Annotated in this window: 19 protein-coding genes and 2 pseudogenes; 14 read left to right on the top strand and 7 right to left on the bottom strand. The window is 38.5% G+C overall.

The features are described 5' to 3' along the window. A complete protein-coding gene (greA, locus tag ACFINW_RS02280) occupies window positions 1–474 on the bottom strand; it encodes a transcription elongation factor GreA (RefSeq protein ID WP_007347010.1) in 474 nt (157 codons plus the stop codon). Between the two features lie 338 nt (window positions 475–812). On the opposite strand from greA, the gene ACFINW_RS02275 reads away from it, so the two are divergent. The 3 genes from ACFINW_RS02275 (at window position 813) to ACFINW_RS02265 (ending at window position 5,104) form a co-directional block, all read left to right on the top strand. Beyond that, a complete protein-coding gene (locus tag ACFINW_RS02275) occupies window positions 813–1,127 on the top strand; it encodes an SH3 domain-containing protein (RefSeq protein ID WP_375612971.1) in 315 nt (104 codons plus the stop codon). A 257-nt stretch (window positions 1,128–1,384) separates the two neighbouring features. After that, window positions 1,385–3,694, top strand: a complete 2,310-nt coding sequence (uvrB, locus tag ACFINW_RS02270; RefSeq protein ID WP_375629393.1) for an excinuclease ABC subunit UvrB — start codon at window positions 1,385–1,387, stop codon at window positions 3,692–3,694. A 630-nt stretch (window positions 3,695–4,324) separates the two neighbouring features. Then, complete coding sequence (locus ACFINW_RS02265) at window positions 4,325–5,104, top strand: BA14K family protein (protein ID WP_375673745.1); 780 nt, start codon at window positions 4,325–4,327, stop codon at window positions 5,102–5,104. Between the two features lie 68 nt (window positions 5,105–5,172). On the opposite strand, the pseudogene ACFINW_RS02260 reads toward ACFINW_RS02265, so the two are convergent. Beyond that, window positions 5,173–5,484: pseudogene (locus ACFINW_RS02260) on the bottom strand (MBL fold metallo-hydrolase); the annotation flags it as partial. 4 nt (window positions 5,485–5,488) lie between these two features. On the opposite strand from ACFINW_RS02260, the pseudogene ACFINW_RS02255 reads away from it, so the two are divergent. Both ACFINW_RS02255 and ACFINW_RS02250 read left to right on the top strand, forming a co-directional pair. Continuing rightward, window positions 5,489–5,887: pseudogene (locus tag ACFINW_RS02255) on the top strand (sensor histidine kinase); the annotation flags it as partial. A 472-nt stretch (window positions 5,888–6,359) separates the two neighbouring features. Beyond that, entirely contained in the window at window positions 6,360–6,983 is a 624-nt protein-coding gene (locus tag ACFINW_RS02250; protein WP_375673743.1) for a BA14K family protein, read from the top strand. Window positions 6,984–7,053: 70 nt separating this feature from the next. Here ACFINW_RS02250 and ACFINW_RS02245 read toward each other — a convergent pair whose 3' ends face one another. Further along, window positions 7,054–7,704, bottom strand: coding sequence for an MBL fold metallo-hydrolase (locus ACFINW_RS02245; RefSeq protein ID WP_375629401.1), 651 nt, complete (start codon window positions 7,702–7,704; stop codon window positions 7,054–7,056). Between the two features lie 144 nt (window positions 7,705–7,848). On the opposite strand from ACFINW_RS02245, the gene ACFINW_RS02240 reads away from it, so the two are divergent. Next, window positions 7,849–8,553 carry a response regulator gene (locus ACFINW_RS02240; protein ID WP_375673740.1) on the top strand — a complete coding sequence of 235 codons (705 nt, stop codon included), beginning with the start codon at window positions 7,849–7,851 and terminating at the stop codon, window positions 8,551–8,553. 8 nt (window positions 8,554–8,561) lie between these two features. After that, window positions 8,562–9,902, top strand: coding sequence for an ATP-binding protein (locus ACFINW_RS02235; protein ID WP_375673738.1), 1,341 nt, complete (start codon window positions 8,562–8,564; stop codon window positions 9,900–9,902). A gap of 45 nt (window positions 9,903–9,947) precedes the next feature. Here ACFINW_RS02235 and ACFINW_RS02230 read toward each other — a convergent pair whose 3' ends face one another. Both ACFINW_RS02230 and ACFINW_RS02225 read right to left on the bottom strand, forming a co-directional pair. Continuing rightward, window positions 9,948–10,448, bottom strand: a complete 501-nt coding sequence (locus ACFINW_RS02230) for a YbjN domain-containing protein (RefSeq protein ID WP_375629408.1) — start codon at window positions 10,446–10,448, stop codon at window positions 9,948–9,950. A 404-nt stretch (window positions 10,449–10,852) separates the two neighbouring features. Then, window positions 10,853–11,098 carry an accessory factor UbiK family protein gene (locus tag ACFINW_RS02225; RefSeq protein ID WP_273791228.1) on the bottom strand — a complete coding sequence of 82 codons (246 nt, stop codon included), beginning with the start codon at window positions 11,096–11,098 and terminating at the stop codon, window positions 10,853–10,855. Window positions 11,099–11,403: 305 nt separating this feature from the next. Between ACFINW_RS02225 and lgt the strand changes: the two genes are divergently transcribed. From lgt to ACFINW_RS02205, 4 genes are all read left to right on the top strand, one after another. Beyond that, window positions 11,404–12,282 carry a prolipoprotein diacylglyceryl transferase gene (gene lgt / locus ACFINW_RS02220; protein ID WP_375629411.1) on the top strand — a complete coding sequence of 293 codons (879 nt, stop codon included), beginning with the start codon at window positions 11,404–11,406 and terminating at the stop codon, window positions 12,280–12,282. Continuing rightward, window positions 12,257–13,336: a class I SAM-dependent methyltransferase gene (locus tag ACFINW_RS02215; RefSeq protein WP_375673736.1), complete on the top strand. Its 1,080-nt coding sequence runs from the start codon at window positions 12,257–12,259 to the stop codon at window positions 13,334–13,336. Before lgt ends, ACFINW_RS02215 begins: the two co-directional genes overlap by 26 nt. A 102-nt stretch (window positions 13,337–13,438) precedes the next feature. After that, window positions 13,439–14,230: a peptidoglycan editing factor PgeF gene (pgeF, locus tag ACFINW_RS02210; RefSeq protein ID WP_375640214.1), complete on the top strand. Its 792-nt coding sequence runs from the start codon at window positions 13,439–13,441 to the stop codon at window positions 14,228–14,230. 473 nt (window positions 14,231–14,703) lie between these two features. Further along, window positions 14,704–15,636, top strand: a complete 933-nt coding sequence (locus tag ACFINW_RS02205) for a ribose-phosphate pyrophosphokinase (RefSeq protein WP_375673734.1) — start codon at window positions 14,704–14,706, stop codon at window positions 15,634–15,636. On the opposite strand, the gene ACFINW_RS02200 is transcribed toward ACFINW_RS02205, so the two are convergent. Continuing rightward, the gene (locus ACFINW_RS02200) at window positions 15,633–17,132 is read right to left on the bottom strand and encodes a helicase HerA domain-containing protein (RefSeq protein WP_375673732.1); all 1,500 of its coding nucleotides are present in this window, start codon (window positions 17,130–17,132) and stop codon (window positions 15,633–15,635) included. The genes ACFINW_RS02205 and ACFINW_RS02200 overlap by 4 nt on opposite strands. 286 nt (window positions 17,133–17,418) lie before the next feature. Between ACFINW_RS02200 and ACFINW_RS02195 the strand changes: the two genes are divergently transcribed. Next, window positions 17,419–18,048 (top strand): 50S ribosomal protein L25/general stress protein Ctc, encoded by a 630-nt coding sequence (locus tag ACFINW_RS02195; RefSeq protein ID WP_375640224.1) that lies wholly within the window; start codon window positions 17,419–17,421, stop codon window positions 18,046–18,048. A gap of 76 nt (window positions 18,049–18,124) precedes the next feature. Beyond that, complete coding sequence (gene pth, locus ACFINW_RS02190) at window positions 18,125–18,706, top strand: aminoacyl-tRNA hydrolase (RefSeq protein WP_375640229.1); 582 nt, start codon at window positions 18,125–18,127, stop codon at window positions 18,704–18,706. A gap of 221 nt (window positions 18,707–18,927) precedes the next feature. On the opposite strand, the gene ACFINW_RS02185 is transcribed toward pth, so the two are convergent. After that, window positions 18,928–19,671 carry a L,D-transpeptidase gene (locus ACFINW_RS02185; RefSeq protein WP_375611178.1) on the bottom strand — a complete coding sequence of 248 codons (744 nt, stop codon included), beginning with the start codon at window positions 19,669–19,671 and terminating at the stop codon, window positions 18,928–18,930. A 265-nt stretch (window positions 19,672–19,936) separates the two neighbouring features. Between ACFINW_RS02185 and ychF the strand changes: the two genes are divergently transcribed. Continuing rightward, on the top strand, window positions 19,937–21,040 hold the full coding sequence (ychF, locus tag ACFINW_RS02180; protein ID WP_375636229.1) for a redox-regulated ATPase YchF: 1,104 nt from the start codon (window positions 19,937–19,939) through the stop codon (window positions 21,038–21,040). The last annotated feature ends 11 nt before the right edge of the window (window positions 21,041–21,051 follow it).

Here is a 21,051-nt window from a genome sequence, read left to right as displayed (position 1 = left end):
TTAGATGTACTGAACCTTAATGATCTCGTAATTATGCGCACCACCTGGTGCATTCACCTCAATCACATCACCTTCTTGCTTGCCAATAAGTGCACGTGCGATAGGCGAAGAAATAGAGATTTTTCCAACCTTTACATCAGCTTCTTGATCTCCTACGATCTGATACACTTTTTTTTCCTCAGTATCCTCATCCAAGAGTTTAATGGTTGCACCAAATTTTATTTTGTCACCTGAAAGACGCGAGACATCTATAACTTCTGCTCGTGCGATATAATCTTCAAGCTCATTTATACGCCCCTCATTATGACTTTGCGCTTCTTTAGCTGCATGATACTCAGCATTTTCAGATAAATCACCATGCGCACGCGCCTCAGAAATTGCTTCAATAATTCGCGGACGCTCCTGTTGTTGACGCCAACGCAACTCTTCTTTAAGACTCTCAAAACCAGCTGTAGTCATCGGAACTTTTTCCATAATCCGTCCCTTTCTATTACACGGAAGGTTTAATAAAAATACAAAAAACGGCTTCCAAAATTACTTTTGGAATCCGAAAACTACGATCTTTTTTATTATATAGTACAGTATCACTGTTTTCCATACAAAAATAAATAAAGGAAACAAAACATGCACAAATAGTGATTAAAACATCTCATTTTGGTGTTTAAAACGTTAAACTTCACTCTTCTCTTTAAAGTGTCCTAAAGAAGAAAGAATTGTATTTTTTTCTGTTTTATCATAATCTAGTAAAAGAAATTATATAGAATATGAAGAGAGAAGGATAGAAAATCTCTAAAGAAATTCTTTACAGAAAAATGAAAAAAATCGTCATTTTTTTTATGTTTGGCTCTTTCTTTTTAGCCACAACAATATCAGAGGCAGCAGATGCTTTTGTTACGAGAAATCTTAATTTTAGAACAGGTCCCAGCACTCAGTATGCACTTTGCGGCTTAATCTCTGCTGGAGAATTAGTTTTTGTTAAAAACTGTGAAGGAAATTGGTGCCATATCCGATATAACACTCAAATAGGTTGGGTGTCATCTCGTTATCTTTCATTTAAAGATGGAAATGATCTTTATCACACATATACAATGTCTTTAATGCCCAAACGTACCGATTATTCTCCATAACAGCCATAATAACTTATGCCCTCTTGAATATCATCATGGCAAAAATGCAATAGTGTTCACGAACAACCACAAATATGCTCCTTCCAAAGAAATGCTTCGAAGAATTTGTCTCATAAAAACTTGATCCATATCCTAATGAAGGCTCCAATAAACCAAAACAAATCTGTTCAATAACGTTTTGCTGTTGTCGTAATAAATTTGTAAAAATTAGTATTTTCTTTAAAATCACCAGCACTTTTCTATCAAAGGATACAACAATGAAAAATGGTGTTACTGCAACAGTAGAAGCTCTTTCTGCTCTTATTGCTTCAGGTAATCCTCTTTTTAAGAATGGTGCATTATGGACACCTCACCGCCCCATTCGTCCTGAAAAATCTGAAGGTGGTATTCCATTTCAACTCGAAACATCTTTTAAACCAGCGGGAGATCAACCTCAAGCCATTAAAACTCTGGTTGAGGGAATTCAAAAAAATGAACGTACGCAAGTGCTTTTGGGTGTTACCGGCTCAGGGAAAACCTATACAATGGCCAATATCATTGAAAAAACACAGCGTCCAGCTCTGATTTTAGCTCCCAATAAAACTCTAGCAGCGCAGCTTTATGGGGAATTTAAAAGTTTTTTTCCCCATAATGCCGTCGAATATTTTGTTTCCTATTATGACTATTATCAACCAGAAGCCTATGTTGCACGCTCAGACACTTATATTGAAAAGGAATCCTCAATTAATGAACAAATCGACCGGATGCGTCATGCTGCAACACGCGCTGTCTTAGAGCGTGATGATGTTATTATCGTCGCATCTGTCTCCTGCATCTACGGAATTGGTTCCGTAGAAACCTATACGGCCATGACCTTCGAAATAGAAAAAGGGGACAAACTCAATCAACGAAAACTCTTGGCTGATTTAGTCTCTCAACAGTATTATCGACAAGATATCAACTTCGTTCGTGGTTCCTTTCGTGTACGAGGGGATACAATCGAAATTTTCCCTGCCCACCTCGAAGATCGTGCTTGGCGTATTTCGCTCTTTGGCGATGAAGTGGAAACAATTACGGAATTTGATCCTCTCACCGGACAAAAAACAGGCGATCTTCAATCAATTAAAATTTATGCCAACTCACACTACGTAATACCACGCCCAACACTTAACCAAGCGATGAAATCTATCAAAATGGAACTCGTTCAACGCCTCGATGAGTTGAACGAAGCTGGACGTCTTTTAGAAGCACAACGTTTAGAACAACGTACAGTTTTTGATTTGGAAATGTTGGAAACCACCGGTTCATGTCCGGGAATTGAAAATTATTCACGTTATTTAACAGGACGAAATCCCGGTGAACCACCCCCAACTTTATTCGAATATATTCCACTCAATTCTCTTGTTTTTATCGATGAAAGCCATGTAACCATTCCCCAAATTGGTGGTATGTACCGAGGTGATTTTCGCAGAAAAGCAACCTTAGCAGAATATGGTTTTCGCCTCCCTTCTTGTATGGATAACCGTCCTTTGCGCTTTGAAGAATGGGATGCTATGCGCCCACAAACGATTGCTGTCTCCGCAACACCTGGACGGTGGGAAATAGAACAATCTCACGGTACTTTTGCAGAACAAGTTATTCGCCCCACAGGGCTTGTTGACCCACCAACAGAGGTTCGTCCAGCCAAAAATCAAGTCGATGATGTTGTGAATGAAATTCGTAAAACAATTCAAAAAGGCTACCGCACACTAGTGACCGTCCTAACCAAGCGTATGGCCGAAGATTTAACGGAATATCTGCACGAACAAGGTATTCGTGTACGCTATATGCATTCCGACATTGATACATTAGAACGCATTGAGATTCTACGCGATCTTCGGCTTGGCACCTTTGATGTCCTCATCGGTATCAACTTGCTCCGAGAAGGCTTAGATATTCCAGAATGTGGTTTTGTTGCCATTCTAGATGCCGATAAAGAGGGCTTTTTGCGCTCTGAAACTTCCCTCATACAAACAATCGGACGTGCTGCACGTAACGTAGATGGCCGTGTTATCCTCTATGCAGATACGATCACTGGTTCCATAAAACGAGCCTTACAGGAGACACAAAGACGTCGACAAAAACAAATAGCCTATAATGAAGAACACCATATTACACCGAAAAGTATCAAAAAAAATATCGGAGATATTCTCAATTCAGACTATGAAAACAACCATATTCGTACAAATATCCCTGATGTCATCGAGAAAAAAAATATGGTTGGCAACAATTTAGCATCTCATATTAAACACCTCGAAAAATTAATGCATGAAGCAGCTGCTGATCTTAATTTTGAAGAAGCAGCACGCCTTCGCGATGAAATCAAACAATTACAAAAGATAGAACTAGAACTCGCAGAGAATCCCTTAACACATCATAGAGAACAATCCCCCCATGAGCCCGTGTTACAACCAAGTCTTTTCTCCAAACCAGACCTTGCACACATGGGACCAACCATGGACACTGGTATTTTGGAAAATCAAAAAGGAAAATCTCGTAAAAACACCCCTAATCAAGCAACAATAAAACGAAAAAAACGCAATCAATGAAGGAGCAAAAAATTTCAAACCGCATAAAATAATCTTCAGCTCTTCTAAAAAAAGACGAAAGCTCAAAAGCAAACAGCGTTATCCGAAAAATAGACAACCTCCAACATCAAGGGTGCTTCAATTTGTCTAAAACAACATGAGAGAGAACATTTTATAAAAAATTTCTAAAATATATTATCTTTATACAGTTATACTCTGATATCTAACTCAATATTATTTATCCTTACAAGAAAATATTCAAATAGGACACTGTCCTATAACACAAATAAAGTAAAATAAGACTTTCTCATAGAACCATAAGCCTATGATAAAAAATGATAACTTTTATTCATATCCCTATTGTTCAATTTATATTGTACCAAACAATAAAAAATTATCCCTAAATAAAGAGTTTATATTCCATAGTAAAAAATCGTGGACTCTCAATACAAACTTATTAATTAACCTCAAGCAGAGTACATTAATTGAAATCAAAATTCTGTTATGATTTCATTTTACTGTCTCCGCGATAGATTTAACTAAATAAATTTTTATTTTTTTTGTCACAATAAAGCCCAAAATTGTTCAGGCTCTATTCAGTTTGAAACGTATAGGATGTGAAAAATACGAATTTACACAAGGAGCATCATTATGAAAAAAGTGATCAGGCTAGCGGTATTATCAGCAATGTCAACTGTGACCGTTTTGATGCCGCTAAATGCAACGCTTGCGGATATGGCATGGAATCGTAGTGACTCTATCTCGAGAGAAATAGATGATATGATGAGGAAGATGCGTAAAGAAACAGATGATGCGATAAGGGAAATGAGGAAGAAAGCTGATATTCTGCCTTGCGGTTTTTCTCGCTCCCATTGTTCTGATAAAAAACGTAGCTTTTTATCTGATGATTTCCAAAAGTTTGTTGATGATTTCCACAAGAGTTCTGATGACAACAAGAGAAGATTTAAAGCCAAACATGAAAGGTCTGTAGCCAAACAGAGTAAGACGGAACAACAACATCATCATCACCACCACCATTATCATCATGTTGAAAACAAAACATATCATTACGTCGAGCGCAAAAAGACAAAACACAGTAATATTCATATAGATAACTCAGGAGATGCTTTAGCGGTGGGTATTCTTGGTCTTGCAACAGGTACGATTCTTGGTACAATTTTAAAAAAACCAGAACAGCCACAAGTGGTTTATCAAATAGTACCACAAAATCAGGTAATTTATCAAAAAGTTCCGCAAAATCAAAGAGTTTATCAAGTGCAGCAAACAGTGGCATATGAGCCATTCCAGCAATCATTAGAATCTGATTGGCTTAACTATTGCAAGAAAAAATACCGTTCCTTTAACCCTAAAACAGGGACCTTTCGAGACCGTAATGGTTTGGAACACATTTGTTATGCCCCAATAAATTAACTTCTGTTCTGCCCTACTAAAAAGTTTTAAATGGCAAAAAAAACGCTTCAAAGCGTTTTTTTGTTTTCTCATATATTAAAATCTTGAAGAAAAGGATTATTTTGGTGCTCATAGCCTATACTACTTTTGGGATCATGCCCACAGATAAAACAAACATCATCGCCTAAGGGTAAAACTTTTTCTCGAAGGGATTTCATCAATTTTTCATAAGAACAGAAGGGCAAGTCCGTACGTCCAATAGAACCACGAAAGAGAACAACACCCAAGAAGGCTAAGCGCTCTTTTTCATTGAAATAAATAACATGACCAAGAGAATGCCCTAGTGTATGCAAAACCCTAAACTCATGTCCAGCAAAATACACACACTCACCATCTTCTAACTATATCGAACAACGCCCCATGATGCTTGCGGATGTAAGCCATGATTTAAGAACCATTCTCACCCGTTTCAAACTTCAGCTAACATTAGCAAATAATGACTTTGATATCAAGCCGCTTGAGCAAGATGTGAGCGACACGCAAAACATGTTAGAAGATTACCTTGCTTTTGCCCGTAGTGAAGAAAGTGAATGTGTTAAAACTTTTGATTTAAATGCTCTTATGCAAAAATTCTCCACCGATGCGCATCTTCACAAACGTCAATTTTCCTACACCATTGAAAGCCCTACACAAATACAAGCACACCCACGTGCCTTCACGCGTCTCATCAGCAATATTGTGTCAAATGCATTTTGTCATGCCAATACTGTCAAACTAACAGCCATATCCCAACAAGAATGTTTCCCATATATCAAAAAAAGTTCCCGCAATATATTATATTTATACAGTTATAATATGATATCGAACTCAATATTTAGCCTCACAAGAGAGTAGTCAAACAGGACTGTATTCAATCACACAAATAAGGTTCTATCTTAGCACCATAAGCCTATAATAAAAAACGATAACTTTTGTTCATACACCTATTGTTCAATTCATATTGTATCAAGCAATAAAAAATTACTCATCAATAAATAATTTATAACCAATAGTAAAAAATCTGGTGCTCTAAATACAAACTGCTTAATTAATCTTAAGAAGAGTACATTAATTGAAATCAAAATTCTGTCATGATTTTATTTTATTGTATTGATAATAGTTTTAACTAAATGAATTTTTATTTTTTTGTCACAATAAAGTCCAAAATTGTTCAGTCTCTATTCAGTTTGAAACGTGTAGGATGTGAAAAATACGAATTGACACAAGGAGCATCATTATGAAAAAAGTGATCAGGTTAGCGGTATTATCAGCAATGTCTACTGTAACCATTTTGATGCCATTAGATCCAACGCTTGCGGATATGGCATGGTATCATAACTATGATATGAGAAGGGAGGCTGGTTTACCGTCTCACAATTTTAGCTCCCATTTTTCTCATAGTGAACATCACTCTTTTGATAACCCCCACACGCGTCATTATGTTAGCCATAAATGGGGAGCACAACAACACCATCATGTTGAACACAAGACATATCATTATGTCGAGCGCAAAAAAACAAAACACAGTAGTATTAATATAAATAACTCAGGAGAAGCTTTAGCAATGGGCATTCTTGCTCTTGCAGCAGGTGCACTTCTCGGCAAAATTTTTAAAAAATCAGAACAGCCACAAGTTGTTTATCAAACCGCACCACAGCATCAAATTGAATATCAACAGGTTCCACAAGAACAGATAATTTATGAAACTCCGCAAACGGTGGAATATGAGCCAGTACAACAATCATTAGAGTCTGATTGGCTTCAATATTGCAAGAAAAAATACCGTTCTTTCAACCCTAAAACAGGAACTTTCCGAGACCGTAATGGTTTGGAACACATTTGTTATGCCCCAATAAATTAACTTCTGTTCTGCCCTACTAAAAAGTTTTAAATGGCAAAAAAAAACGCTTCAAAGCGTTTTTTTTATTTGCTCATATATTAAAATCTTGAAGAAAAGGATTATTTTGTCGCTCATAGCCTATGCTACTTTTGGGACCATGCCCACAGATAAAACAAACATCATCGCCTAAAGGTAAAACTTTTTCTCGAAGGGATTGCATCAATTTTTCATAAGAACAGAAGGGGAAGTCCGTACGTCCAATAGAACCACGAAAGAGAACATCACCCAAGAGGGCTAAGCGCTCTTTTTCATTGAAATAAATAACATGACCAGGAGAATGCCCTGGTGTATGAAAAACCTTAAACACATGTCCAGCAAAATGAACGCACTCACCATCTTCTAACCATCGATCAGGAATACAAATGCAAGCATCAGTGATGCCATAATTTTTTGCGCTTTCGCTCACGGCATCCATCACAGGCTTATCATCGCGATGTGAACCGATAATTTTTACATTAAGCGCTTCTTTTACTTGCATTGCTGCTCCTACATGATCAAAATGACCATGTGTTATCCAAATAGCCTCAACGATAACACCATTCTTTTCGATTACGTCTTGAATCCGCGGCCAATCACCACCAGGATCAACGAGAACCCCCGTTTTACATTCACTATCAAAAAGCAAAGTGCAATTTTGTTGAAATGTCGTAACTGGAATAATATGTATATTAAGACTACCCATAATATCCTTTTCAAAAATAACTTTTTTAAATTTATAAATAAAACTTTCTCTCCTTTAAGGTAAAGGTGCAGCTCGACAGCTTTATACAACTTATGTAAACTTGCATTTTGTGTAAACTAAATTTTTATCAAGGTTTTTTTAAGAATGAGCAATCACGTTCAAGTTTTGTGTGACGATGCCCCTCACCTTCTTGTGATTGATGACGATACACGTATTCGCAATCTTTTATTTCAGTTTCTCATTAAAAATGGATTTCGTGTTTCAGTTTCAGCTAATGCGAATGAAGCAAGACGACTGTTAGCAAGTTTAGATTTTGATCTTCTTATTGTTGATGTCATGATGCCTAGCGAAAACGGTATTGATCTCACTCATTCACTCCGCCAAACAAAAGATGTCCCTATCTTCATGTTAACAGCTTTATCAGAAATAGACAATCGTATCCGTGGATTAGAAGCAGGGGCAGATGATTATCTGGCTAAGCCGTTTGACCCTCGTGAACTTCTCCTTCGCATCAACGCCATTTTACGACGTGGTTTTCCCCCTCACCAACCTAAAATTGAGCAAATAGTTTTTGGTCCTTATATATTTTCAATTTCACGACGCGAACTCAAAAAAGGAGGAGAAATTATTAAATTAACAGATAAAGAACAAGAAATGATGGTCATGTTTGCCGAAAATGCAGGCGATACAATTCCGCGCCATAAATTCGCGACCGATGACAGCAATGTAGGTGAACGTGCCATTGATGTGCAGATCAACCGCCTTCGTCGTAAGATCGAAAAAAACCCAGCACTGCCTATATGGCTCCAAACCGTGCGAGGAATAGGGTATAAACTCTCTATTGAATAGGCACAAGAATGATCAAACCTTTAAGATTTTTTCTTCGATGGTTAACGAAAAAAATGCCTAAACGGCTTTATGCTCGCTCTTTGATCATTATCATTGCTCCCATGGTGCTTCTGCAAACGGTGATTGCTTATGTCTTTATGGAACGCCATTGGCAAATGGTAACGGAGCGTCTTTCAACGGCTGTCGTGCATGATATTTCAGCCATTATTGATATTCTTGAAACATATCCCCAACAAGATAACTATGAAGATATCAAGCGTATTGCACAACAACGTATGGGATTAAATATTTCTATTCTATCTCCTACCTCCTTACCCCCTCCAGGACCTAAGCCATTTTTTGCAATTCTTGACTATTTTTTAAGTGAAGAAATCACCCGCCAAATTAACCGTCCCTTCTGGATCGATACCGTAGGAGATTCTGATCTTGTTGAAATCCGTATCCACCTTGGTCACAACATTTTACGCGTCTTTGCTCCACGCAGCCAAGCCTATGCTTCCAATACTGCTATTTTTTTAAGCTGGATGGTAGGAACAGCTCTTGTTTTATTGCTGATAGCAATTTACTTTTTACGCAATCAAATCAAACCGATTCAACAATTGGCTGAAGCAGCAGAAAGCTTTGGACGCGGTCGTCCTTTACCAAAAGGATTTCAACCACAAGGAGCTGATGAAGTCCGTCGTGCAGGCATCGCTTTTTTACGCATGCGTGAACGTATTGAACGCCAAATTGAACAACGTACCATGATGCTCTCAGGAGTAAGTCATGATTTAAGAACCATTCTTACACGCTTTAAACTTCAGCTGGCATTAGTAAATACTGACTTTGATATTAAACCGCTTGAGCAAGATGTAAGTGACATGCAAAATATGTTAGAAGATTATCTTTCTTTTGCTCGTGGTGAAGGAAGTGAAAGTATCAAGACTTTTGATTTAAATGCTCTTATGCAAAAATTCTCCACCGATGCTCGTCTTCACAAACGTCAATTTTCTTACACCATTGAAGGTCCTACAGAAATACAAGTACGTCCCCGTGCTTTCACACGCTTAGTCAGCAATCTTGTAACAAATGCATTTTGTTACGGCACGACTGTTAAACTAACCGCTAACTCTCAACAAGAATCTTTTATATTGATAATCGATGATAATGGACCTGGAATTCATAAAAATATGCGCACAGAAGTTTTTAAGCCATTCTTTCGACTTGATAAAGCGCGAAATCAAGATGCAAGTGGAACAGGACTTGGTCTTTCTATTGCTCAAGACATAGCACGCAGCCATGGTGGCAATATACAATTAGATGAAAGCCCACTCGGGGGAGTGCGCGCTATTCTTGATGTCCCCCTATGAGCAATATTTCCGCAAACCGTCTGTAAAAATAACAGACTGTATATTTTAGGCATTCCCTACAGTTTCAAACAAAGTGTATTGCAGTGCTTTGTAAGCACTTTCTCCCGACAAAGCAACCATCTGAAATGCAACATAATGGCTTTCACAAGCTTTAAGTGCATGTATCAACAATGTTTCAACCTGTATATGAGATGGATGCATCCCACCAGCCAAAAGAAGACCTTGTCGATAAATGACTGAATTATTCCTTTGCCAGTAATCAAAATGTCCCAACAACAACTTTTCATTAATTGCTAGCAATAAGCGCTGTATTTCAGCTGTTCGAGCATTTTTAGTAGAGAGATCAAACGAACAAGCTAAATGAAGTGCTTCATGCTCTTCCATCCATGAAAAAGCAAGACGATAGTTTGCGCGTTTTCCTTCCACACAAACGCTAATTTCATCTTGTGCATCCCGCTCAAACGACCAATCATATTCACAGGCAATCTGTTCGATAAAGTCAACAGGGTGCTCTTTTCTTTCTGTGGCGCAAAATGCAAGCCTCATCACAATCCTCAATCATCTTAAAACATTGTCAACAGAATATAAACCGTCTAAACTGTAACAATATTTTGCTACAATCAGAACCTTTACACCAAACAAATACACATAAAAACATCGACAGTACACAAACACCCAGAACACAATCGCGCTGTTTAGGGCAACCTGATAGTCATAAAACGAATCATCAAGTCTTTTCAGTGTATTGATACAATTTCATAGCGCCAGCCCCCCTGATTCAAAAAAATGTATTTTACCAAAAAAAAAAATCAAAAATAAACAAATGATCCGCTCTAACAGACTCAAGATTAAGCATTTTTTAGTTTCACGCATCATATTGAAAAATTGGGGATATTTTTTGAAGATTCTTTTTTTAAGAAACTATTTTACTTTTTTGTGTCTGCGTTTTTTTAATCATCTTTTTTTAAATCATCAAGGCGCCTTTTCAAATCAGCATTATCAGCATGGATTTTCAGCACCATCTCCTTAAAAGTCTCAAACTCTTCGCGAGAAACAAGATCAAGTTTGTTTGCTATCTTTTCAGCCTGCACACGAAAAGCTGTTCCAGCTTCACGTCGTATGCCTTGCGCAACGTCAGCAGCATCCGTTGCTAATTTTGCTAATTCATCAAGAATACGATTTGATCCATTACGCATAACATTTTTCCTTAAATTTTAATTATTGACGCACGCATTATAGCGTATTCTCATAACATTTAGATACTGTAATTTGTTCCTTTTACTCTATATTTTACATACTATGTAGACTTTATCATAACGATTTTGTTTAAGATTTTTTAATATTCCTTTATCACCATATTTTTTACCGCGATAAATCAGTGGAAATCTATCTCCCTTTCTGACTAGCCTCCCTACTGACTTGACCATTGTGCATTCATCTGTCATTTCTGACCATCAGAGTCACTTCATATTCATCTCGTATAATGTAAAATGCTTAACTCATGAACAATCTGTCTTGTCCAGCCATTGCTTTTCCGTCTTTCCTTGATCCTGTCATTATCCAGCTAGGTCCCATAGCACTTCATTGGTATGGACTTGGTTACGTACTGGGTATTCTTTTTGCTTGGTGGTATGCGCAAAAATTATTAAAAAAAACATCTCTATGGTATAGAGACCACCCTCCTATGGATAAAGAAAAGATCGGAGATTTTGTTGTCTGGTCTGCCATAAGTGTTGTTATCGGAGGGCGTTTAGGACAAGTTCTTGTATGGGATCCCATTTACTATTTTAACCATCCAAGTGCTATTATTGCCGTATGGGATGGGGGAATGTCCTTTCATGGCGGACTTATTGGTATTATCATTGCTATGATTTGGTTTGCCCGTAAAAATTATATTAACATACGAGCCATGTTTGATATCATTGCTGCAGGTGCGCCTATTGGTATCGGCATTGTACGAATCTGCAACTTCATCAACCAAGAGTTATGGGGCAATATCACTACACATCCTTGGGCTGTTTGTTTTCCTCTCGATCCTTACTATTTACCGCGCCATCCAAGCCAGCTTTACGAAGCATTTATGGAAGGATTTCTTCTCTTCATCATCCTGTGTCTTCTTATTTTTGGGTTCAAAGCATTAAAGCGTCCCAGTACTGTATCAGGAACATTTATTATAGGCTACGCAGTAACACGCAGCATTTCTGAAATTTACCGTGCGCCTCAAGAAGATCCAGAATGGTTTTCGACTCTTTTCCATTCTACTGGTTTTACCTATGGCATGGCTTTATCTCTTCCCATGCTTCTTGTAGGGTTTTATCTTCTTCTCCACGCCTTTAAATATAAACCGACAGAAAATGGCCAATCTCAAAGAAAAAATTAAAGAAATTATTGTCCTTAATGGACCAATCACTGTTAGCCAATATATGACGTTGGCACTCACCGATCCCCAATTTGGTTATTATCACACACAAACCCCTTTTGGACATGCTGGTGATTTCATTACAGCACCTGAAATAAGCCAATTATTTGGAGAGATGATTGGCATTTGGACTCTTGCAAGCTGGAAAGCTCAAGGGTGCCCTCACCCTTTTATTCTCGCTGAAATAGGTCCAGGACGAGGAACTTTGATGGATGACATTTTGCGAACTATCCAAAAGCTCTCTCAAACGGCATTTAATGCTGCTGAAATTTTTCTGATCGAAATAAGCAAAAAACTTGCAAAAGAACAAAAAAAATGCCTTTTCTCTTATCAAAAACAAATCCATAGCATTGAAAATTTTAATCAAATTCCTTCAAAACCTCTCTTCCTCATTGCTAATGAATTTCTCGATACACTCCCTATCAACCAATATATTAAAGTCAATGGAGAATGGAAAGAGCGCCGCATTACAGTCAATCAAAATGGAGATTTCATCTTTATTGCTGCTCCGCATAAACTTCCCTCTTCTTGTCTACAAACCTATTGTTCTAAAGTGCCTGACGGAACAATTTTTGAACATGCCCCCTTACGGCATCAATTCATGCAACAAATCAGCCACCATTTAGTGCAAGTGACAGGTTCTGCTTTACTTATCGACTATGGTGCTTGTGAGCTTGCCTTTGGCGATACCTTGCAAGCACTCTCAAAACATAGATTTCGTGATGTTTTTGATGCCCCTGGTGAACATGATTTAACATCCCATGTTGATTTTTCTTTTTTAAAAAACATAGCTCTTGAACAGGGCTGTTTTGCTGAAATCTTCGAGCAAGGAGATTTTCTTTTTAAAATGGGGCTACTGGAGCGCGCAAACCAGCTTGGAGTTGGCAAAAGTGCTCCTTTGCAAGACAAAATCCGCCAAGACATCGAACGGCTCGCTAGTCCAGATCAGATGGGAAAATTATTTAAAGTTTTACATTTCAGTGATAAAAATATCTCCATACCTCCCCAATTTTAATGATCGGCGCTTTTGTCAATAAGCACATCATTATCTGAAATATTCATTGACAAATATGAACATCTCCATCCTCACTTTAAATAATCTCCATAAGGAACTTTTATGAAATCTATCCCTCATCCCATTCTTGCAAAAAATCTTTCTACTTTACACTCCCATGGAATAAAACATGGATTTTTTACACGTCAAGGTGGTGTTTCAAAAAATCTTTATCATAGTCTTAATGTTGGGAAAGGTTCAAATGATCAACTTGAATATATTGTACAGAATCGTCTTTTGATTGCCAATTATTTTTCTATTGAAGCGCAAAATTTAGTCACAGTTAATCAAATACACTCCTGTAACGTTGTCGTAGCTCATCAAGCAATTATCGGTGCACCTCCTCAAGCTGATGCTCTGGTTACGACCACCCCAGAACTCGTTATTGGGGTTCTTACAGCAGATTGCGGACCCATTCTGTTTGCTGATCCACAAGCTGGAGTCATCGCTGCAACTCATGCTGGCTGGCGTGGAAGCTTAAATGGAATTATCGAGAAAACAATTGCTGTTATGGAAAAACAAGGAGCCAAAAGACAATCAATAACAGCAGTCCTTGGACCTTGTATTGGCCCTTATCACTATGAAGTAACAAATGAATTTTACGACCAATTTATTGATTACCACAGCAAATACCAAAAATATTTTTTAAAAACAGACAAAATAAATCGCTTTTATTTTAATCTATGGGCATTTATTATAAACCAACTCAAAGAAGCAGGTGTTAATGCTTCTTGTGTAGAGCTTTGTACCTATCAAGATGAACAGCGTTTTTTCTCCTATCGCCGTGCAATACACCGCAACGAACCCGATTACGGACGGCAGATTTCTGCTGTTATGCTGAAAAACAAAAGATGAGCCTCTTTATGCTTGAGAACAATACCAAAACTGCAAAACTAAGCTTTTTACCCAAATGTAAAAATAAATCCCATTGTACTTTGCTTTTTTCACGAAATTATCTACCAGCCCATAAAATATGATAGCCTTCGCTATGATCATTTTCAATGTTTGGTTATAATGATTGAAGGCAAGATGATACTTCTTTTTATTACTCCCCTTCATTCATCTTAAATATGAAACATTCCCCATATTGAAAGTATTTTTATAAAGTAATAACCAAAAAGCTTAATCAATATGTATTTCTTTGCCGCATGGAGAAAAAACTTTGCTCTAAAAGTAATAAACTTTTGGAAAAAGAGAAAACATACTGCATAGCTCTTTAATAATAATCGATAAAATTGTAAGGCTTTTGTAATTGTTCTCTTGCAATTTAATAAAAAGAAATTAAAAACCGTGTCGCATTCCCACCATGATGATTCAGAGGTTCTACTATGAAACTTTTCTGCGGAAATTCTAATCCACGCCTAGCTGAAGATGTTGCAAATTATTTGAACATCCCCTTAGGCAAAGCGACTGTAAAGCGCTTTGCTGATCAAGAAATTTTCGTAGAACTGCATGAAAATGTACGTGGACAAGATGTTTTTGTTTTGCAATCTACATCCTATCCCGCAAATGATCATTTGATGGAATTACTCATCATGATTGATGCCCTTCGTCGTTCTTCTGCGCGTCGTATTACAGCTGTTATCCCCTATTTTGGCTATGCCCGCCAAGATAGAAAACCAGGACCACGAACTCCTATTTCTGCAAAACTTGTTGCCAACCTAATTACTGAAGCAGGGGCCCATCGTGTTTTAACATTGGACCTTCATGCAGGACAAATTCAAGGTTTTTTTGATATCCCTACGGATAATCTCTATGCTGTTCCTGTCATTTCTCGCGATGTCAAAGTGCATTATTCTCTTGAAAATGTTATCGTTGTTTCACCTGATGTGGGTGGTGTGGTGCGCGCGCGCGCGCTCGCCAAGCGCTTGAACAGTTTGCTCGCTATTGTGGATAAACGTCGCGAAAGCCCCGGTGAATCAGAAGTTATGAATATCATTGGAGATGTATCGGGAAAAGATTGCCTTTTGCTGGATGATATTGTTGATTCCGGTGGAACTTTGTGCAATGCAGCCAGTGCTCTGCTGAAACACGGTGCCAATAGTGTCACAGCTTATATCACGCACGGTGTTCTTTCTGGTAATGCGATTGAACGCATAACCAATTCAGAAATGAAAGAATTGGTTATTACAGATTCAATTATGCCAACAGAAACTATTGAGAAAGCCCATAATATCCGTGTTTTGCCCATTGCTGATCTCATTGGAGAAGCCATCGCCAGAACAGCGGCAGAACAATCTGTCTCAAGCTTATTTGGTTAAAGTGGTTCTTTGGGATCTCCTGGTGCCGTTTCGACACCAAGATCAGGAAATGCAACAATGCGTTGACCATTAAAATGCGAATGAATAACAATAAGTCCGCGCTCTTCAAAATAGGTTAAAAGCCGGCGGGCACGGCTTAAAGAATGCGTTCCATAAAGACGGGCTAAAAATGCATCGGATGGGCATGGTTTTCCGCTCAATGCGGCCTGTGCCACATTCAAGAAGACTCCTTGAACATCATCTTCTAAACTTTCTGATATCTGCAAAATATGTTTCCAGTGTTCACTCACAGCTGTTTGTTCATCAACAAAAGCTTGAGCAATCGCCAGCTTACGCCGAAACTGTGAAAGATTAAAAGGAACCTGTGACATACCATGGATACGGCAACGAACCGAAAAATCTTGATAAAGCACCGCTGTTGAACGATAAAAAGCCTCAGGATCTTCAAGAATTTCCCGAATAATATGTTCTGCTTGATGATCAAGCTCAACATTAGAAAGTTCAGGAAATAAACTTAGGGGTTCTTCCAACGCCTCTTGTTTTTTATGCACCACCTCCTCTAACATTTCATGCATTGATTTTTCTCTCACTGGCTCTCGTATTTGTTTAAATGGCGTTAAAATCTCCTCTGGTGATGCCGTAAAAACGAGTTCTTGTACATCATCCCGTTCTGTTGGAAGAGGCATTAATTTAGGGCTAGAAGAGCGTGCTAAAGTTTCAACAGAACCAATGATAATTGGTAAAGGGCGTCGTGACAAAGCAGGGCCTAAAGCAATAAAATGTCCCCGCTCAAGATCTCTAAACATTTCCGCTTGACGACGCTCCATTCCCAAAAGATCAGCCGCACGCACCATGTCAATATCTAAAAAAGTCCGCCCTATTAAAAAATTTGAAGCTTCAGCAGCAACATTTTTGGCAAGCTTAGCCAAACGTTGTGTTGCAATAACACCGGCAAGACCACGTTTACGTCCTCGACACATAAGATTGGTCATAGCGCTCAAAGAAATTTTACGCGCTTCATCGGAAACTTCTCCTGCCGCAGTTGGAGCAAATAATTGTGCTTCATCGACAACGATAAGCATAGGATACCAATAATCACGCTCCACATCAAACAAGGCCCCAAGAAAAGCCCCCACAGCACGCATCTGTTGTTCAATCTCCAACCCTTCAAGATTAAATACCACCGAAACCCGATGTTGCCGAATGCGATGGGCAATACGCGTTAACTCCAATTCGCTTCGTTGAGCCTCTACAATAACATGACCAAATTTATCGGCCAAAGTTATAAAATCGCCTTCTGGATCAATCACACAGTGCTGCACCCACTTAGCACTTTGTTCCAAAAGACGGCGTAAAAGATGTGATTTTCCGGAACCGGAATTACCTTGTACAAGAAGACGTGTCGCCAATAATTCTTCCAAATCAAGAAGTGCCAGCATCGCTTTATGCAAAGCACGACTTTCTGACATCTCACCCAAGGCAATTTCAACCTTCATAACATCTCCAGTGTTTGATTTTAAATATATCAGCGTCTATTGGTTGATTCTCCATCCGCACCGCAGTTTGTAACATTTCCTCTTTTTTAACGGTAGAAATCATCGAATTTTCCCACAACTCTTGCATCTGTGAATAGTTTGAACTATAGAACAAACTTCTGCGTAGACACCCTTGGAGGCAACGCAGAATGGAGTGATCGCTGTTGGTTAGCGCATATCTTCATATCCATGCAAAAACTATTACTGTTTTTGAAGGATCTCCAATCATGTAAAAAGGACTTAAATTATGAGCAAAAGCTACACTCTTAAGGCCGAAAAACGCGAGCGGGTTGGTAAGGGGTCCTCCCGTGAACTTCGCCGCAACGGTCTTATTCCTGCTGTCATTTATGGTGAAAAACAACCTCCTTTGGCAATAACAGTTCCCTATAAAGAAATTTTCTACAAAATTCACGCTGGTGGCTTTCGCACCACCATTGCAACGATTATTCTTGACAAGCAAAAAATTATGGTTTTGCCAAAAGATTATCAATTAGATCCCGTGCGTGACTTTCCCCTCCATGTAGACTTTTTGCGCATTTCAGCAAAATCCGTTGTAGAAGTGAATATTCCTGTCCACTTCCTCAATGAAGATACGGCACCTGGACTTAAAAAGGGTGGTGTCCTCAATATTGTTCGGCACGAAATTGAATGTACAGCTCCAGCAAGTGCTATTCCTGAAGCTATTGAAATTGATCTCTCCAGCTACTCTATTGGTGATTCTATTCACATTTCAGCAGTGCAACTGCCAAAAGATGTGACTCCCATCATCCAAGATCGAGACTTTACCATTGCAACCATTGCAGCTCCTGCTGGCATGGATGTCAGCGATAAAACTTCTGAACAAGAAAATGATGAAGAAGACACGGAAACTTCATAAAACTCAAAAGGCGGGAATTTTTTCCGCCTTAATTTATGAGACACTACCCTTACTCATACTTTGACTGAAGATACACATGTGGCTTATTGCTGGTCTTGGCAATCCTGGTTTACAATATCAAAATAACCGCCATAATATCGGTTTTATGGCTGTTGATGCCATTTATCAGTCCTTCTCTTTTTCTCCATGGTCAAAGAAGTTTCAAGCAGAAATCTCCAATGGTTTCATAAATAATGAGAAAATTTCTCTTATAAAACCACAAACTTTCATGAATCTTTCTGGTCAAGCTATCGGTGAAGCTTTGCGATTTTATAAATTAGATTTAAAGAATTTGATCATCATTTATGATGAGCTAGACCTGTCACCGGGGAAAGTTCGTATAAAAATTGGTGGAGGAAATAATGGGCATAATGGCATTAAGTCTATTGATGCCCATTGTGGTACTGACTATTGTCGTATACGCATAGGAATTGGTCATCCTGGAAGCAAAGAACTTGTTCATCAGCATGTCCTGGGAAATTTTACCAAATCTGATCAAGAATGGTTATCCCCTCTCTTAGAGACAATCGCAAAAAATATCGCTCTCCTTATAAAAGATGATAAATCCCTCTTTATGAATGAAGTTTTACAAACGATAAAACACAATCAGAACCATTAGCTTGCGTGCCCCTGTCGCGTGAAGAATATGAATAAGAACTCTTAAAAAAATCCTCTTATAAACTTTCTCAAAGGCAAAATCTGTTGGCAACGTGAGAAGCTAGAAAATAGAACAGAATACAAGCTTGTATACACCTTTGAAAAAGAAAGGCTTATATTCTCTTTTGAGAGAAAGAGAAGATTGAACAGCAAACACAGCTCTCTCCAATCTTCTCCCCTAAATTAAAAAAAATCATTTGGCTGAATGGTCGACTGTAGCGGATCGTAACCATTTGATTGTTGACTATAAACTGTAGGAATACTCCTATTGTTTTGCAATACCACAACACGCGAACCAATAGGAACACGATCATAAAGATCGATAATATCTTGATTAAGCAAACGGATACACCCACTTGAAATAGCACGCCCAATTGACCACGATTCGTGTGAGCCATGAATACGGAAAAGTGTATCTTTCCCATTTTTGAACAAATAAAGTGCCCGCGCACCTAATGGATTATCGGGCCCTGGTGGCATTCCTTTCCCAAGATGACCATAACGTTCTGGTTCTCGAGCCATCATAGCTGCAGTAGGAGCCCAATTTGGCCACCGACGCTTGCGCTGTATAACCCCCTCACCTTCAAATGCTAGGCCTTCTTTACCGACACCAATCCCATAACGCAAAGCTTTTCCATTTTCACCAATAAGGTAAAGAAAACACTCTTGCGTATCTATAACCAATGTTCCAGGCGCATAAGATGTATAATAAATCACCTCTTGTCGCCAATATTTTGGATCAATTGTCGCAAGATCAACAGCAGGTAACGAATAGGTCTCATTCGTTACAGGACCATACAAAGCCTGTATTTCTGGTGGAATGTATCGAACTTGTTGAAAAGGTACCGATGACATATCTGACTGACGTGTAGCACATCCAGCCAAAGCCAAAAGTGCTGCAATTAAAAAGGCACAACGAGATAACACTCTTCTATTTTCTCCGATTAATTATTTATGCAGATTTGCATACCATGAAAAACTTAGCACAATATTAACATTAATTCGAAGTTTTCTTATCCTTGTAACTAAGGAGAACAATAAGGTAAGAAGAACTAAGGTAAAAAAGTAGATACCTATTGCTTTAGACTTTTTTCTCACTTATCGCAAGACCAGGACTATAACTCTTCTGAAAATATGCTATAAAAAGGAAGCTTTATCTTGACCATAAAATTAATAGAAAAGAAAGACTCTCATGGGCTTTAAATGCGGTATTGTCGGATTACCTAATGTCGGGAAATCAACTCTTTTTAATGCATTAACAAAAACAGCCACTGCACAGGCTGCCAATTATCCTTTTTGTACCATTGAACCCAATACCGGAGAAGTTGCTGTTCCAGATTTACGAATGGAAAAAATTGCATCAATCGCTGGTTCAAAAGAAATGATTCCTACACGCATTAACTTCGTCGATATTGCGGGGCTTGTGCGAGGAGCTTCAAAAGGCGAAGGTTTAGGAAACAAGTTTTTAGCCAATATTCGCGAAGTCGATGCCATTGTCCACGTTTTACGCTGTTTTCAAAATGAAGATATTACCCATGTAGAGGGACGTATTGATCCTTTTTGTGATGCGACAACGGTTGAAACCGAACTCATGCTTGCGGATCTTGAAAGTCTTGAGAGACGAATCATACAAATCCGTAAACGAGCAACCGGAAAAGACAAAGAAGCTCTCACAATTTTACCTATTATGGAAAAAGCATTAAACATACTGCAACAGGGAAACCCTGTCCGGTTATTACTCAAAGATATTTCTTCCGATGAACACCACATTCTTAAGAGTTTGAATCTTTTAACCTCCAAGCCTGTACTTTATGTTTGTAATGTAAGCGAAAATGACGCCGCTCGTGGAAATAGCTTTACCCAAACAGTTGAAAAAATGGCAACAGAGCAAAATGCGCAAAGCATTATCATTTCTGCTTCTATCGAAGCGGAAATTACACAACTGAGTGATGCTGAAGCATCAGAATATCTCAATGCGCTAGGACTCTTTGAACCGAGTCTCAATCGCCTCATTCGCGCTGGTTACCATTTACTTGATCTCATTACTTACTTCACCTGTGGGCCTAAGGAAACACGAGCATGGACAATTACGCGTGGTACAAAAGCTCCCCAAGCAGCTGGTGTTATTCATTCAGATTTTGAGCGCGGTTTCATTCGTGCCCAAACCATCAGCTATAATGACTATATTGCTCTGGGTGGAGAAAGCGGTGCAAAGGAAGCAGGAAAAGCCCGCGATGAAGGAAAGGAATACATTGTGCAAGATGGCGATATCATGTTATTTAAACATAATACTTAAATCTTCACTCT

The organism is Bartonella sp. AA18HLJMS (genome assembly GCF_042197245.1).
Taxonomy (GTDB): Bacteria; Pseudomonadota; Alphaproteobacteria; order Rhizobiales; family Rhizobiaceae; genus Bartonella.
Note: the sequence above shows the minus strand (reverse complement) of the source record. Positions and strands in the feature narration are given on the sequence as shown.